Here is a 13,967-nt window from a genome sequence, read left to right as displayed (position 1 = left end):
CTCCCGGCAGCGGATGTCCCACTACACCGACGGGGCGATCTCGGCGACGTTCACCGTACTCAGTGGGTCTTGTGAGCCACCTGGTCGAGACTTGGCCTGATTCGCTCTACGGAGTGTAGTACTACCTTCGGTGGTGACATAGCGAATCGGACCAAAGTGATCTCACGAAATGCGAAAGACCCCTCGTGAGGTGCTCTCACGAGGGGTCCCTTCGAACCTCTTCCGGCCGACCGGCGCGGTCCTTACGGCCGCGTGCGGCCCTTACGGCCGCGTGCGGTCCGCCGGTCCGGCGGTGGCGCCGGCGCGGGTGCTCGCGTCCTCCACGATGGCCGCCGCGGAGTCCGGGATCTCCGGCTGAGCCCTCTGCTCACCGACGAACGTGAACGTGGCCTCGTCGCCCTCGCCCTCGATCGCGATCTTGACGATCTGACCGGGCCGCAGGTCGCCGTAAAGGATCTTCTCCGACAGAGAGTCCTCCAGCTCGCGCTGGATCGTGCGGCGGAGCGGGCGGGCCCCGAGCACCGGGTCGTACCCACGGTCGGCCAGCAGCTGCTTGGCCTCGGGCGTGAGCTCCATGCTCATGTCGCGGTCCTTCAGACGCGCGTCCACCTGGGCGAGCATCAGATCGACGATCTTGATGATCTCGGCAGGCGTGAGCTGGTGGAAGACCACGGTGTCGTCGACACGGTTGAGGAACTCGGGCCGGAAGTGCTGCTTGAGCTCCTCCTGGACCTTCGACTTCATCCGGTCGTAGTTGCCCTCGACGTCGTTGTTCTTCGCGAACCCGACCCCGATGCCCTTGGAGATGTCACGGGTGCCGAGGTTGGTCGTCATGATGATGACGGTGTTCTTGAAGTCGACGACCCGCCCCTGGGCGTCGGTCAGGCGACCGTCTTCCAGGATCTGCAGCAGCGAGTTGAAGATGTCCGGGTGGGCCTTCTCGATCTCGTCGAACAGGACCACGGAGAACGGCTTGCGCCGCACCTTCTCGGTGAGCTGGCCACCCTCTTCGTACCCGACGTAGCCGGGAGGGGAGCCGAACAGCCGGGAGACGGTGTGCTTCTCCATGAACTCGGACATGTCGAGCATGATCAGCGCGTCCTCGTCCCCGAACAGGAACTCGGCCAGCGCCTTGGACAGCTCGGTCTTACCGACGCCGGACGGGCCGGCGAAGATGAACGAACCACCCGGACGGCGCGGGTCCTTCAGACCGGCGCGCGTGCGGCGGATCGCCCGGGACAGGCCCTTGATGGCGTCGTCCTGACCGATGATGCGCTTGTGCAGCTCGTCCTCCATGCGGAGCAGGCGCTGCGACTCCTCCTCGGTCAGCTTGAAGACCGGGATGCCGGTGGCCGTCGCGAGGACCTCGGCGATGAGCTCCTCGGTGACCTCGGCGACGACATCCATGTCGCCGGCCTTCCACTCCTTCTCGCGCCTGTCGCGCTTGAGCTGGAGCTGCTTCTCCTGGTCACGGAGGGCCGCCGCCTTCTCGAAGTCCTGCGCGTCGATCGCGGACTCCTTGTCGCGGCGCACCTGCGCGATCTTCTCGTCGAACTCGCGGAGGTCCGGCGGCGCGGTCATGCGGCGGATGCGCATGCGCGAGCCGGCCTCGTCGATGAGGTCGATCGCCTTGTCCGGCAGGAACCGGTCGCTGATGTAGCGGTCGGCCAGCTGCGCCGCCGCCACGAGGGCGGCGTCGGTGATCGTCACGCGGTGGTGGGCCTCGTAACGGTCGCGCAGGCCCTTGAGGATCTCGATCGTGTGGCTGAGCGAGGGCTCGGCCACCTGGATCGGCTGGAACCGGCGCTCCAGCGCGGCGTCCTTCTCCAGGTGCTTGCGGTACTCGTCGAGCGTGGTCGCGCCGATGGTCTGCAGCTCGCCCCGGGCCAGCATCGGCTTGAGGATGCTGGCGGCGTCGATCGCGCCCTCGGCGGCACCCGCACCGACCAGCGTGTGAAGCTCGTCGATGAACAGGATGATGTCGCCGCGCGTGCGGATCTCCTTGAGCACCTTCTTGAGGCGCTCCTCGAAGTCACCGCGGTAGCGGGAACCGGCGACCAGCGCGCCCAGGTCGAGGGTGTAGAGCTGCTTGTCCTTGAGCGTCTCGGGCACCTCGCCCTTGACGATCTTCTGGGACAGGCCCTCGACCACAGCGGTCTTGCCGACGCCGGGCTCGCCGACCAGGACGGGGTTGTTCTTGGTCCTGCGGGACAGGACCTGCATGACCCGCTCGATCTCCTTGTCGCGCCCGATCACCGGGTCGAGCTTGCCCTCGCGGGCGGCCTGGGTCAGGTTGCGGCCAAACTGGTCCAGCACAAGCGAGGTCGACGGAGCCGACTCCTGCGGGCCGCCGGCGGCCGCGGGCTCCTTGCCCTGGTAGCCGTGGAGCAACTGGATGACCTGCTGCCGGACGCGGTTGAGGTCGGCGCCAAGCTTCACCAGCACCTGAGCGGCGACGCCCTCGCCCTCACGGATCAGGCCGAGGAGGATGTGCTCGGTGCCGATGTAGTTGTGACCCAGCTGCAAGGCCTCGCGGAGCGACAGCTCAAGGACCTTCTTGGCGCGCGGGGTGAAAGGAATGTGCCCCGACGGCGCCGACTGCCCCTGGCCGATGATCTCCTCGACCTGCTGGCGCACACCCTCAAGACTGATGCCCAGGCTCTCAAGCGCCTTGGCGGCCACGCCTTCGCCCTCATGGATCAAGCCAAGAAGAATGTGCTCAGTGCCGATGTAGTTGTGGTTGAGCATCCGGGCCTCTTCTTGGGCCAGGACGACAACCCGCCGTGCGCGGTCAGTGAACCTTTCGAACATCTCGTCGCTCCCTCACAGAGCGGTCAGGCAGCTCGGGATATCCGGGCCCGCCGCATCCGCATGCTAGCCCCGACCGGTGACCGCTCTATACAGGAGACGTTCCCCGAGAGCAGGGCGTTCACGCTCCATCCAACTACTGTTGGGGGGTCACATGTTCCCGCTACGCCGCAAGCGAACGACGTTTAACTCCGCCGATTTACGTGAACCCCTCGGCCGCGCGCCGGGCGATCACGCTCGGATAACACGATCATGCGGCTATGACGGCGATTGATGACCCAACGCCGCCATAGCCGAGTGATCACAAAGGGCGCGTCAGTGTGCCGCTTCGTACTGCTCCACCACGGAGGAGGCAATACGACCGCGCTCACTCACGGAGATCCCGTGGGCCTTGGCCCACGCGCGGATCTCCGAGCTCTTTTCCCGGGACGGACGCTGGCCGCCGCCGCGCTTACGACCGCGGGTGGAGGTGCCCTCGGCCCTGCGGGCTCCGGAGACGAAAGAGGACAGCGCCTCGCGCAGCTTCTTGGCGTTGTCGCCGCTCAGGTCAATCTCGTAAGCGGAGCCGTCAATCGCGAAGGTGACAGTCTCATTGGCCTCGCCACCATCGAGGTCGTCGATGAGTATCTTCTGGATCTGCGTGGCCATCTGGCAATCCTTTCGCAGAGCATTGTTCGATTCGCCAGCTAAACATATACCCGGTAACCCTGGCTGACAATTCAAGGAACCTGTGGATTCACGGGGAACGTGTCGCCGTACCCGCCGGGTCAGTCGGAAGAAGCCTCAGACGACTTCCCCGAGGCTTCCGCCTCCTGCCGCCTGCCCTCCGCTTCGGAACGCATCAGCTTCACGACGCCGATGATGACCACCGCGGCGACTACCGCAGGTGGTATCAACGCGGACAATACATCGTTCATTGATCCTCGCTCCACGCGGGGGGGTGGCATTCACCGGGACCCCACGTTAATTGTCACACGAGACTCCCTGAGTCTGTACCACGGTTGCCTGATCAGGGAGTCAGGATCCGACTCTATCCCCACAGGAGGTCAGCGCGGGTTGCGGGGCGACGGCCCATACCCGCCGAAGGACCGTTCCAGAGCTTTCTCCGTCTCTCCAGCCGTCTTACCGGATGGCCCTGGAAAGGTGATCCCCCTGAAAACACGGACGGGACGGCCGCAGCGCGACCGCCCCGCCCATAAAGCTGATCTCAGCGCGGCGCCTTGACGACAACCGTGCCCGCGAGCTTGTCGTGCAGGCCCTGCTGTAGCGGCTTGTCGATGAGGATTAGCACGCCCAGCACGAGGACGAAGAGGGACGCGAGCCATCCCAGGACGGGAATGCCGTAGAGAGCCATCACGCCCGGGTAGATAGCGGAACGCTTCATCACCAACGACGAATCCAGGGGTCCACCGCCGAGCGCGGCAAGGCGGATCTTCATGACCTTCTTACCGATGGTCTGACCGTCCTTGGAATGCAGGACATAGTCGTAGGCGGCATAGGCGCCGAACGCGATGATCCCCGCCAGCAGGCCCGGGAGCACCAACGAGCCCGTCGGATTCGCGAGGATGTCCGCCACCGACGGCCTGAAGATCGACGTCAGGATGGCGGTCAGGATCGCGTACACGATGCCGAAGATCACACCGTCGATGATCCGCGCCACAAGGCGCTCCCACCACTCGGCGAGCGGGGCGGGCACTCCCGGCGGAAGCGGGGCGCCTTGCGGGGCGCCGTACGGCGGCGGAGCGCCGTACGGGTTGCCGTAGTCCCCGCCCTGGGGGTTGCCGTACGGCTGACCGGGCGGCGGGGGAGGCTGGTAGGGATTGCCGGGGGGCGGTTCTGCCGTCATTAGAGCACCTTTCGCGACAAGCGTAGAAGCTGCGGTTCGTGCAAGGTCCTATCGCATGTACGTGTATGTCCGTTACCGGTTCGCCGACTTCGTCGCCGGGGCCCCGGAGCCTGCCGTGCGCGTCCTCCCATGAGCGCCGCCCTGGAGTTCAGGGTGCGGTTGCCCGGGATTTCACCAACGGGTCGCCTGAGGGTCTCACGGATCCGGCCGGGGGTCTCGCGGAACGGTACGCGAGGGGCATCTTGGACAGAACACGACGCCAGGAGCAGGTGCCCACGGGTGGGCGCGGACAGAAAAGGGCCGGGGGATGACATCCCCCGGCCCTCTCGCCGGCCTTATTTGACCTTGACGACGATCGTGTTCACGGCCTTGTCATGAAGGCACTGCTGGAGCGGCTTGTCCCAGAACTGCCACAGAACGTTCACCAGGCAGAAGATCGAGCCGATCCAGTTCACCACAGGAATCCACTGGAGAATCTGCGACGGCCCCCAGAGCACGGCCGCGCGCTTGATCGCCACGTCGGTCGTCAGACCGCCGGCGTCCAGCGTGCCGCCCACAGGGACGACCTTGATCCCCATGAGGATCTTGCCGACGGTCTGCCCGCGCTGCTTGAGCATCACGACCTCGTAGGCGATCCAGATGGCTCCGACGAGCAGCGAGATCAGCAGCGACGCGAGGAAGGCTCCGCTCGGCGGGGTGATCACCCCCGTGGTGGCGTTGTAGCTGACCTGGATCACGATGATCGCGTTCAGCACCATGCTGATGATCACGTACGGGATCATGAGGATCACCCCGTCGATGAGGCGGGCGACCAGGCGCTGCCACCACTCGGCCAGAGGCGCCGGCGCGCCCGGAGGCTGCGCGCCCGCCGGGGCGTAGGGCTGCTGGTAGCCGCCCTGCGGGTAGCCCGGCTGGCCGTAGCCCTGCGGGGAGTATCCCTGCTGGCCGTACTGCGGCTGCTGGCCGTAGCCGGCCTGCTGCTGCCCGTACTGCGGCTGGCCGTACTGCTGATCGCCATAGCCCTGCTGCTGGCCGTACTGCTGCTGCCCCTGTTGGGCCTGCTGGCCGTACGCCTGCTGGTCCTGGCCGGGCTGCTGGCCGTAGCCCTGCTGGCCCTGCTGGCCGTACTGCGGCTGCTGGCCGTAGCCCTGCTGACCGTAGGCCTGCTGCTGGCCGTAACCCTGGCCCTGCTGAGGCTGCTGGCCGTAACCCTGCTGGCTCTGCTGGCCATACTGCTGCTGGCCGTAGCCCTGCTGCCCGTAGGGCTGGCCGGCGCCCGGCTGCGAGTCGTGCTGACCGTACGCCTGCTGACCCTGCTGGCCGTACGACTGCTGGCCCGGCGACTGGGACTGCTGGGGATGGCCCTGCCCGTACGCTCCGGTGCCGCCCTGCTGCCCGTAGGCACCCTGCTGGCCGTACGGCTGCTGCTGCCCGTAGGACTGCTGGGGGTAGCTGTTCTCTGATGTCGGCTGGGGACGGTGAATGACCGTCACCTCCGGGTCGGCGTTGTGCTGCTGCCCATATTGCGGAGATCCGGAGAACGACTGATCGTCCTCCGGTTCGTCCCGTGGGTACGGCGGCTGTCCGGTGCTCACCGTGTCACCTCACTTCGGCTTCGCATGCGGCATATGTCAGACACACATGCTGTGGTGTTGCCCAACGTAGCGACAGTGGCATCAACAGTCACCTTTCCATCGCGTCATCCCACCGGTCAAGATCGCGGGATCAAATGGAGAAGCATGCGTGTGTTACCGAGAGTGTTCGGCTTGACGTGTTCCAGATCGAGGAACTCGGCCACGCCCTCATCGTAGGAGTCCAGCAACTCGGCGTACACCTCCGGAGACACCGGAGTGCCCTGGACCTCCTCGAACCCGTGTCTGGCGAAGAAGCCGACCTCGAACGTGAGGCAGAAGACCCGCCGCAACCCGAGCTCCCGCGCGGTGTCCAGCAGCGCGGCCACGATCATGTGCCCGATGCCGAGGCCGCGGCGGCTCTCGTCGACGGCGACGGTGCGGATCTCCGCGAGGTCCTCCCAGAGCACGTGCAGCGCCCCGCAGCCCACCACCTCCCCGCCGCTCTCGGCGACCCAGAACTCCTGGACGTCCTCGTAGAGGGTGACGGTCGACTTGCGCAGCAGGCGCGGGCCGTCGCCGGAATAGGTGTCGACCAGTCGCCTGATCGTCCGGACATCGGGAGTGCGTGCTCGCCTGACGACGAGCGTGCTGCCGGCGCGTCCGGGCTCCACGACCTGCTCCATGACCGGTCAGCGTATCCGGCCCCTGAGGCGGGACTCCCCCAGTGGCAGGGGTTCGCGCGCCATAACGGCCGGACCCAAACCCCTTCGATCCTAGCCTCCGTCGCGCTGGGTAATCGGTCGAGCGCCGTGCGTCGAAATCGCCGGTCTTGTTGACATTTCATAGTCGACGCGGAGGCAGACCTGCGACTTTCTGCGCCAACCGACCCCCAAAGACTCGTAAAGCCAGGGTAACGTGGGCCCGTCGTCGCAGCGGGCGTGATCTTCTCGTGATGCGTCGGTTGTGAAACCTCAACAGAATTCGCAGTTCTGGTTGAGCAGGAACCTCGACTGCACTAGTGTCCAGCGTCAATGTCGGTCATCGCCTAGCGGTGGCTGAAACCGCCTAATCCCGGCCACATCCAACGTGGCGGGGAACCGGGGACCCAATGGTGAGAGACGGGGCGACCCGGCGGACCACCACCCCTGGGGTGAATCCGAGCGGGAGGCATCGCGTTCCTCCATGATCACGCGCTCGGTAGGGCTACTCCGGCCCGAACCCGTCAGCTAACCCGGTAGGCGGCAAAGGAGAGGAGCTTGTTGGTGCAGCCTAGGCGCACGCCTGGAAAAAGCGCGGGCAGGCATGCCCGCTCCCGAGAACGGAGCCCGCGTTCCTGGCTCGGCACGGTCCTGGGAGCGCCCCGACGCCTCCCGCGCCGTATCGCGCTCGTCACCGTCACCCTGACGGCCGTGACCTTCGGGTCGCCCCTGATGAACGCCACCGCCGATCCCAAGCCCAGCCTGAACCAGCTGAAGACCCAGGTCGAGCACCTCTACAACGAGATCGAGTCGCTCACCGAGCAGTACAACGGCCAGAAGGAGCGTCTCGAGCAGGCGCGGCGCTCGGCCGACCTCGCCAAGAAGACGCTGGCCAAGAGCCAGACCGATCTGGAGGAGAAGCGCCGCAAGGCCGGGCTGTACGCGCAGGACGCCTACATGACCGGCGGCATCGACTCCTCGCTGGCGCTCGCCATGTCCGGCGACCCCGCGGGCTACCTCGACCGGGCGGCCACGACCTACGCCCTCCAGTTGCAGCAGGGCGAGGAGGTCTCGCAGATCACCAAGGCCATGGACATGGCCGAGCGCGCCAAGGCGAGCGCCAAGGCCCGCGAGGTAGAGGTCAAGCAGCTCGTCACCGACCTTTCGGTCCAGCGCGACAAGATCCGCGCCCTGGTCACCAAGACCGAGACCAGCCTGTTCAGGCGGGCGCTCTCCCAGGTGGGCCAGTCGTTCGGCAGGGCGACGAAGGTCGACATCCCGATCCCGGGACAGGGCAAGGCCGCGGAGGCCACCAAATGGGCGCTGACGCAGCAACTCAGGCCGTACGTCTGGGGCGCCGCGGGCCCGACCACCTTCGACTGCTCCGGCCTGGTCATGTGGGCCTACCAGAAGGTCGGCATCAGCCTGCCCCACTACACCGGCGACCAGTGGACCGCCGGCACCCACGTGAAACGGGAGGATCTTCGCGCCGGCGACCTGGTCTTCTTCTATAGCGACCTGCACCACGTGGGCATCTACATCGGCGGCGGCATGATGGTGCACGCGCCTCACACGGGTGACGTGGTGCGGGTGGCCCCGCTGGGCAACCGGCCGTTCGCCGGCGGCGTGCGCATCGCCGACTGACAGTGCCCCAAGATGTCACAGGTGCCCGTACGGGCCTGGGGCAGCCGTCGAGGCGACACGGCGGGCAGGCGGTGGTTCATGCCTGCCCGCGTGCTTCCCTCGCCACACGGCGCGCACGCTCGGCTGGATCAGCCCACGACGCGCCGTCCTCAGCCGGCCGCCCTCGGTCAGATGAGCCTGCGTCGCGCCGCCCAGGCCACCGCCTCGATGGCGGTGGCGACGCCGATGCGATCGCAGATGCCCCGGAGGCGCCGCCGCACCGTGCGGCCGCTCACGTCCAGCCGGCGACCCACTCTGTCGACCGTCACGCCCTTGGCCAACTCGGCGAGCAGAAGAAGATCATCGTCGCTCAATCCCACACCGTCTGATCCCGGGGGAATGTCATTCCCCCGGGAAACCAGATCCGGATACGCCATCGGGTGTCCTCCCCCACGACGAACTCGGCAACATACTGAATGCTTCGGCCCGCCCGTCAGGAACGGTAAACGCCATCTCGAAAGGTCGTCAAGCGCCGACCTCGATACGCGTTCCGTTCGTGATTGACATACCAGTCCATATGTGAACTACTCATGACATGTCTGCGAACCTATAGGTTGGCCGGACACCGACCGAGATCAGCGTGAGCACCCGTCACGGCCCGGCGAGACGCGACCGCGGTCCTGGTGGATGGCGGGTTCCCGGCCCGGCCTCGGGATCATCCTCGGGCACGGATATATGATCAGCGCTCATTTCCGCTCATGAAATGATGGGTTGTTTCAGACTTTTTCCGACTGGCCGCACCCGGCTGCGCGACATGCCACCGTGCCCTGATTTGTCGCTATCGATCACGCCCTGGCGTCGTAATCGGCGCGGCCCGCCTCCACGTCCTCGATATGGATCTCCGCCCGCCGCTTGATCACAATCATGCCCGGCAGGAGCGACACGCTCAGTGCCGTCAGCTCGTACCTCACATGAGCGGCTCGCGGGCGGTGATGTTCGGGGGGCGCCTGGCGCCGGTGTCCTGAAGGCGGACCGCGGGGCTCAACCGATGTTGCGGTTGTAGATGAGACGCAGGCCGATGAGCGTGAGCCACGGCTCGTGCACGTCGATGGAGCGGGCCTCATCGACCACCAGCGAGGCGAGGGAGCCCGTGGCCACGACGGTCACGTCGTCGGGGTCGGCGGCGAGCTCCGGCGCCATGCGCTCGACGATGCCGTCGACCTGGCCGGCGAAGCCGTAGATGATGCCGGCCTGGAGCGCCTCGACGGTGTTCTTGGCGATCACCGAGCGCGGCCGTACGAGCTCGACCTTGTGGAGCTGCGCTCCCGCCGCCGCGAGCGCGTCCACCGAGATCTCTATGCCCGGGGCGGTCACCGCGCCCACGTACTCGCCCTTGGCGGAGACGGCGTCGAACGACGTCGCCGTGCCGAAGTCGACGATCACGCACGGCCCGCCGTACAACGTGATGGCGGCGAGCGCGTTCACGATGCGGTCGCTGCCGACCTCCTTGGGGTTGTCCATGCGCACCGGCACCCCGGTGCGGACGCCGGGCTCCACGATCACGGCGGTGACGTCGCCGTAGTAGCGCCTGCACATCTCGCGCATCTCGTTGAGCACGGAGGGGACCGTGGAGCATATGGCTATGCCGCTGATGTCGGCCCCCTTGAGCAGGGGGCTCTGGCCGAGCAGCCCCTGGAGGACGACCGCGATCTCGTCGGCGGTGCGCCGCGCGTCGGTGGCGAGGCGCCAGTGCTCGATGACCTCCTCGCCTTCGAACAGGCCGAGCACGGTGTGGGTGTTGCCGACGTCGATCGTTAGCAGCATCAAGCCTCCCGAAGGTCCAAAGCGATGTCGAGTGCGGGCGCCGAGTGGGTCAGCGCACCGACAGCAAGGTAGTCAACACCGGTTTCGGCCACTTCACGCGCCGAATCCAGGGTGAGTCCTCCGCTGGACTCAAGGCGTGCCCTGCCGTCCACGAGCCGGACGGCGTGCGCCAGCTCCTCCACGCTGAAGTTGTCCAGCAGGATCTCCTCCGCCCCTTCCGCGAGCACCGGTTCGAGCTGGTCGACGCGATCGACCTCGACCTCTATCGGCAGCCCGGGATAGGCCTGTCGCACAGCGCGGAACGCCTCGGCGACCCCACCGGCCGCCACCACGTGATTGTCCTTGATCAAGGCCGCGTCGGAAAGCGACATCCGGTGATTGACCCCACCGCCGCACCGCACGGCGTACTTCTCCAGGGCTCGCAGGCCGGGCAGGGTCTTGCGGCTGTCACGGATGCGCGCGGTCGTCCCCGCCACCGCCTGGACCCAGCGGTGGGTCAGGGTGGCGATGCCGGACAGGTGGGTGAGCAGGTTGAGCGCCGTGCGCTCGGCGGTGAGGAGGTCGCGAGCCGGCCCGGAGACCGTCATCAGCACGTCACCTCGCGAGACCCCCTCGCCGTCCTTCACGTGGCGCTCGGCGGTCAGGCGGCCCCGGGAGGAGAAGGAGAACACCGCTTCGGCGACCGCGAGCCCGGAGACCACGCCGTCGGAACGCGCCACGACGTCGCCGGCGGCCACCTGGTCGTCCGGGATCGTGGCGATGGTGGTCACGTCGCCTTCCTGGGACAGGTCCTCGGCGATCGCGGTGCCGATCAGCGCCATGACCGCCGCCGGGTCGAGGCCCGCCACGACGAGGTCGGTCTCGACCTGGTGCGGGAGCATGGTCGTGCGGTCCTCGTCGTGCTGCCGGTAGGTCATGGCAAGTCCCTCCTCGGTCAGGGTCACGTCAAGGTGCCCCAGCCACCAGGCATCATTTCGTTCGGGGAAGTCCTCGCGCCAGTGCGATCCGCGCGTCTCCTCCCGCGCCCGCGCCGCCGTGACGAGCGCGGTGGCCACGGTGAGCAGGTTCGTGGCCTCCCAGGATTCCGTGCAGGGCTCGACGGCCACAGGGGTCCAGCGGGCGTCCAGGAGGCCGCGGGCGACCTCGGACAGGCTCCGCTCGCTCCGCAGCACTCCCGCGCCGCCGCTCATCCGTCCCTGGACGCGCGGCCGTACCCGGGGGTCGACGAGCCCGGCGGCCCGCCCGTCGTCGACCGGCTCACCCAGCGCGGGCCGTACGGCCGCTGACCCGGCGGGCGCGAGCTCGTCCGACGCGGGGCCTGCGTCCGACGCGGGGCCTGCGTCCGACTTGGGCCGCAGGGAGACCAGGTCGGCCGCGATGCGCTCGGCGAAGACGAGCCCTTCGAGCAGGGAGTTGGAGGCGAGCCGGTTCGCCCCGTGCACGCCCGTGCAGGCCACCTCACCGCACGCGTAGAGGCCCGGGACGCTCGTACGGCCGCGCGGGTCGGTGCGGACGCCACCGCTGGCGTAGTGGGCGGCCGGCGCCACGGGGATCGGCTCGCGCACCGGATCGATGCCGTGTTCCAGGCAGATCGCGTGGATCGTGGGGAAGCGCGAGCGCCACTTCTCCTCGCCGAAGTGCCGGGCGTCGAGGTACACGTGGTCCGCGCCGGTCTCCAGCATCCGGCGCATGATCGCCTTGGCGACCACGTCACGCGGGGCGAGCTCCGCCAGCTCGTGGACGCCGGTCATGAACCGCTCGCCCGCCCCGTCGACCAGGAGGGCGCCCTCCCCCCGCACCGCCTCGGAGATGAGCGGCTGCTGGCCGGTCGACCCTTCTCCAAGCCACAGGACGGTCGGGTGGAACTGTACGAACTCCAGGTCGCGCACGACCGCCCCGGCCCGCAGGGCGAGGGCCACCCCGTCACCGGTGGACACCACGGGATTCGTCGTCGCCGCGTACACCTGACCCATGCCGCCGGTGGCGAGCACGACGGCGCCCGCGCGCACCGCCCCCACGCCGTCCCTCGCGCCCTCGCCCATCACGTGCAGCGTGATGCCGCACGCGGCCCCGGAGGCGTCCTTGAGCAGGTCGAGCACCAGCGCGTGCTCGATGATCTCGACGCTCCCGCCGTCGGACGCGCTCGCCCGCACCGCCTCCACCAGGGCGCGCTGGACCTCGGCCCCGGTCGCGTCCCCGCCCGCGTGGACGATGCGGTCGCGGCGGTGGCCGCCCTCGCGGGTGAGCTGGAGCTCGCCGTCCGGTTCCCTGTCGAACCGGGCCCCGTGGTCCATGAGCCGCCGCAGCGCGGCCGGCCCCTCCGTCACCAGGGTCCTCACGGCCCGCTCGTCGCAGAGACCGACTCCGGCGATGAGCGTGTCGCTGAGGTGGTCGGCCGAGGAGTCGTCGGGGTCGAGCACTGCGGCGATCCCGCCCTGCGCCCAGCGCGTCGACCCCGCCGAGAGCACGTCCTTGGTGACGACCAGCACGCGGGCGCCGGGGGCGAGCTCCGCGTACCGGAGTGCCACGGTGAGCCCGGCGATGCCGGACCCGACCACGACGACGTCTGCGTGGACGGACCAACCGGGCTCGGGCGCGGTGAGCCGCCGGGGGATGGGCGGGTGGGTCATGGGTCGCTCCCTCATTTCGTCACTATGACGATAGGGCATGACCGAACGACGCTCGCAAAGGGGTGGGGCACCCCTGCCGGAGTGCGTCGCCGGTGCCCGCGAGGGCTGTCAGAGGGCGAGCGTCAGGACGACGTTGTCGATCAGCCTGGTCGTGCCCACCCTGGCGGCGACCGCGAGCACGGCCTCACCTCGGTGACCGTCGGCGACGGGAGTGAACGTCGCGGGGTCCACCAGGCTCAGGTAGTCGAGCACCAGGGGCGGATCGGCGTCGGCGGCCTTGTCGAGCACGGCGTGCGCGGCGTGCAGGATGTCCTCGGGACGGGTCTGGCCGGCGCCTTCGCGAAGCGCGGCCGACAGCGCGAGGGCGGTGACCCGCTCGGCCGCCGACAGGTAGCGGTTGCGGCTGGAGAGCGCCAGCCCGTCCGGCTCGCGGACCGTGGGGGCGCCCGCGATCGTGATGGGCAGGTTGAGGTCGGCGACCATCCGGCGGATCATCGCGAGCTGCTGGGCGTCCTTCTGGCCGAAGACGGCGGCGTCCGGCTGGACGAGGTTGAAGAGCTTCAGCACGACGGTCAGCACGCCGTCGAAGTGCCCCGGCCGGAAGGCGCCCTCGGCCACCGTGCCCATCTGGCCTGTGGACACGCCGACCTGGCGGTCGGGCAGGTACATCTCCTCGGCCGACGGAGCGAAGACCAGGCTCACGCCCTCGGCCGCGCACACGCGCAGGTCGGCGTCAAATGTACGGGGGTAGCGGGAAAAATCCTCGTTTGGGCCGAATTGGAGGGGATTGACGAAGATGCTGACCGCCACGTGATCGGCGTACTCCCGGGCGAGGCGGATCAGCGAGCGGTGCCCCTCGTGCAGGGCTCCCATGGTCGGCACCAGGGCGAGCGTGCCCCCGGCCGCCCGGTCGTACCCGCCGCCGATGCCGAGCGCGGCGCGGGCCGCGAGCAGCTCCGGACGG

At 68.2% G+C, this 13,967-nt stretch carries 12 protein-coding genes and 1 riboswitch; of the genes, 1 reads left to right on the top strand and 11 read right to left on the bottom strand.

Annotated elements, in window-relative coordinates:
* Window positions 1–261: 261 nt before the first annotated feature.
* The 6 genes from ACGFIV_RS12840 to ACGFIV_RS12815 all read right to left on the bottom strand — a co-directional run bounded on the left by ACGFIV_RS12840 (window position 262) and on the right by ACGFIV_RS12815 (window position 6,911).
* The gene (locus tag ACGFIV_RS12840) at window positions 262–2,811 is read right to left on the bottom strand and encodes an ATP-dependent Clp protease ATP-binding subunit (RefSeq protein ID WP_358551778.1); all 2,550 of its coding nucleotides are present in this window, start codon (window positions 2,809–2,811) and stop codon (window positions 262–264) included.
* 312 nt (window positions 2,812–3,123) lie between these two features.
* Window positions 3,124–3,456 carry an Lsr2 family protein gene (locus ACGFIV_RS12835; RefSeq protein WP_358551776.1) on the bottom strand — a complete coding sequence of 111 codons (333 nt, stop codon included), beginning with the start codon at window positions 3,454–3,456 and terminating at the stop codon, window positions 3,124–3,126.
* 119 nt (window positions 3,457–3,575) lie between these two features.
* Window positions 3,576–3,725 carry a hypothetical protein gene (locus tag ACGFIV_RS12830; RefSeq protein WP_358551774.1) on the bottom strand — a complete coding sequence of 50 codons (150 nt, stop codon included), beginning with the start codon at window positions 3,723–3,725 and terminating at the stop codon, window positions 3,576–3,578.
* A 290-nt stretch (window positions 3,726–4,015) separates the two neighbouring features.
* Entirely contained in the window at window positions 4,016–4,654 is a 639-nt protein-coding gene (locus tag ACGFIV_RS12825) for an RDD family protein (RefSeq protein WP_392834459.1), read from the bottom strand.
* Window positions 4,655–4,989: 335 nt separating this feature from the next.
* A complete protein-coding gene (locus ACGFIV_RS12820; RefSeq protein ID WP_392834456.1) occupies window positions 4,990–6,249 on the bottom strand; it encodes an RDD family protein in 1,260 nt (419 codons plus the stop codon).
* Between the two features lie 116 nt (window positions 6,250–6,365).
* Window positions 6,366–6,911, bottom strand: coding sequence for an amino-acid N-acetyltransferase (locus tag ACGFIV_RS12815; RefSeq protein WP_358551768.1), 546 nt, complete (start codon window positions 6,909–6,911; stop codon window positions 6,366–6,368).
* 369 nt (window positions 6,912–7,280) lie between these two features.
* Window positions 7,281–7,485, top strand: a riboswitch (cyclic di-AMP (ydaO/yuaA leader).
* Window positions 7,486–7,490: 5 nt separating this feature from the next.
* Between ACGFIV_RS12815 and ACGFIV_RS12810 the strand changes: the two genes are divergently transcribed.
* On the top strand, window positions 7,491–8,570 hold the full coding sequence (locus ACGFIV_RS12810) for an NlpC/P60 family protein (RefSeq protein ID WP_358551788.1): 1,080 nt from the start codon (window positions 7,491–7,493) through the stop codon (window positions 8,568–8,570).
* Window positions 8,571–8,737: 167 nt separating this feature from the next.
* Here ACGFIV_RS12810 and ACGFIV_RS12805 read toward each other — a convergent pair whose 3' ends face one another.
* From ACGFIV_RS12805 to panC, 5 genes are all read right to left on the bottom strand, one after another.
* Window positions 8,738–8,929, bottom strand: coding sequence for a LuxR C-terminal-related transcriptional regulator (locus ACGFIV_RS12805; RefSeq protein WP_307784623.1), 192 nt, complete (start codon window positions 8,927–8,929; stop codon window positions 8,738–8,740).
* A gap of 465 nt (window positions 8,930–9,394) precedes the next feature.
* The gene (locus tag ACGFIV_RS12800; RefSeq protein WP_358551766.1) at window positions 9,395–9,520 is read right to left on the bottom strand and encodes a hypothetical protein; all 126 of its coding nucleotides are present in this window, start codon (window positions 9,518–9,520) and stop codon (window positions 9,395–9,397) included.
* 70 nt (window positions 9,521–9,590) lie between these two features.
* Window positions 9,591–10,373, bottom strand: a complete 783-nt coding sequence (locus ACGFIV_RS12795) for a type III pantothenate kinase (protein ID WP_358551764.1) — start codon at window positions 10,371–10,373, stop codon at window positions 9,591–9,593.
* Complete coding sequence (locus tag ACGFIV_RS12790; protein ID WP_358551762.1) at window positions 10,373–13,003, bottom strand: L-aspartate oxidase; 2,631 nt, start codon at window positions 13,001–13,003, stop codon at window positions 10,373–10,375. Before ACGFIV_RS12790 ends, ACGFIV_RS12795 begins: the two co-directional genes overlap by 1 nt.
* A 108-nt stretch (window positions 13,004–13,111) precedes the next feature.
* The gene (gene panC / locus ACGFIV_RS12785; RefSeq protein WP_392834488.1) at window positions 13,112–13,957 is read right to left on the bottom strand and encodes a pantoate--beta-alanine ligase; all 846 of its coding nucleotides are present in this window, start codon (window positions 13,955–13,957) and stop codon (window positions 13,112–13,114) included.
* Window positions 13,958–13,967 lie beyond the last annotated feature (10 nt).

Source organism: Sphaerisporangium sp. NPDC049003 (assembly GCF_043197795.1).
Classification (GTDB): Bacteria; Actinomycetota; Actinomycetes; order Streptosporangiales; family Streptosporangiaceae; genus Sphaerisporangium.
This window is presented reverse-complemented; position numbering and strand designations above follow the sequence as displayed.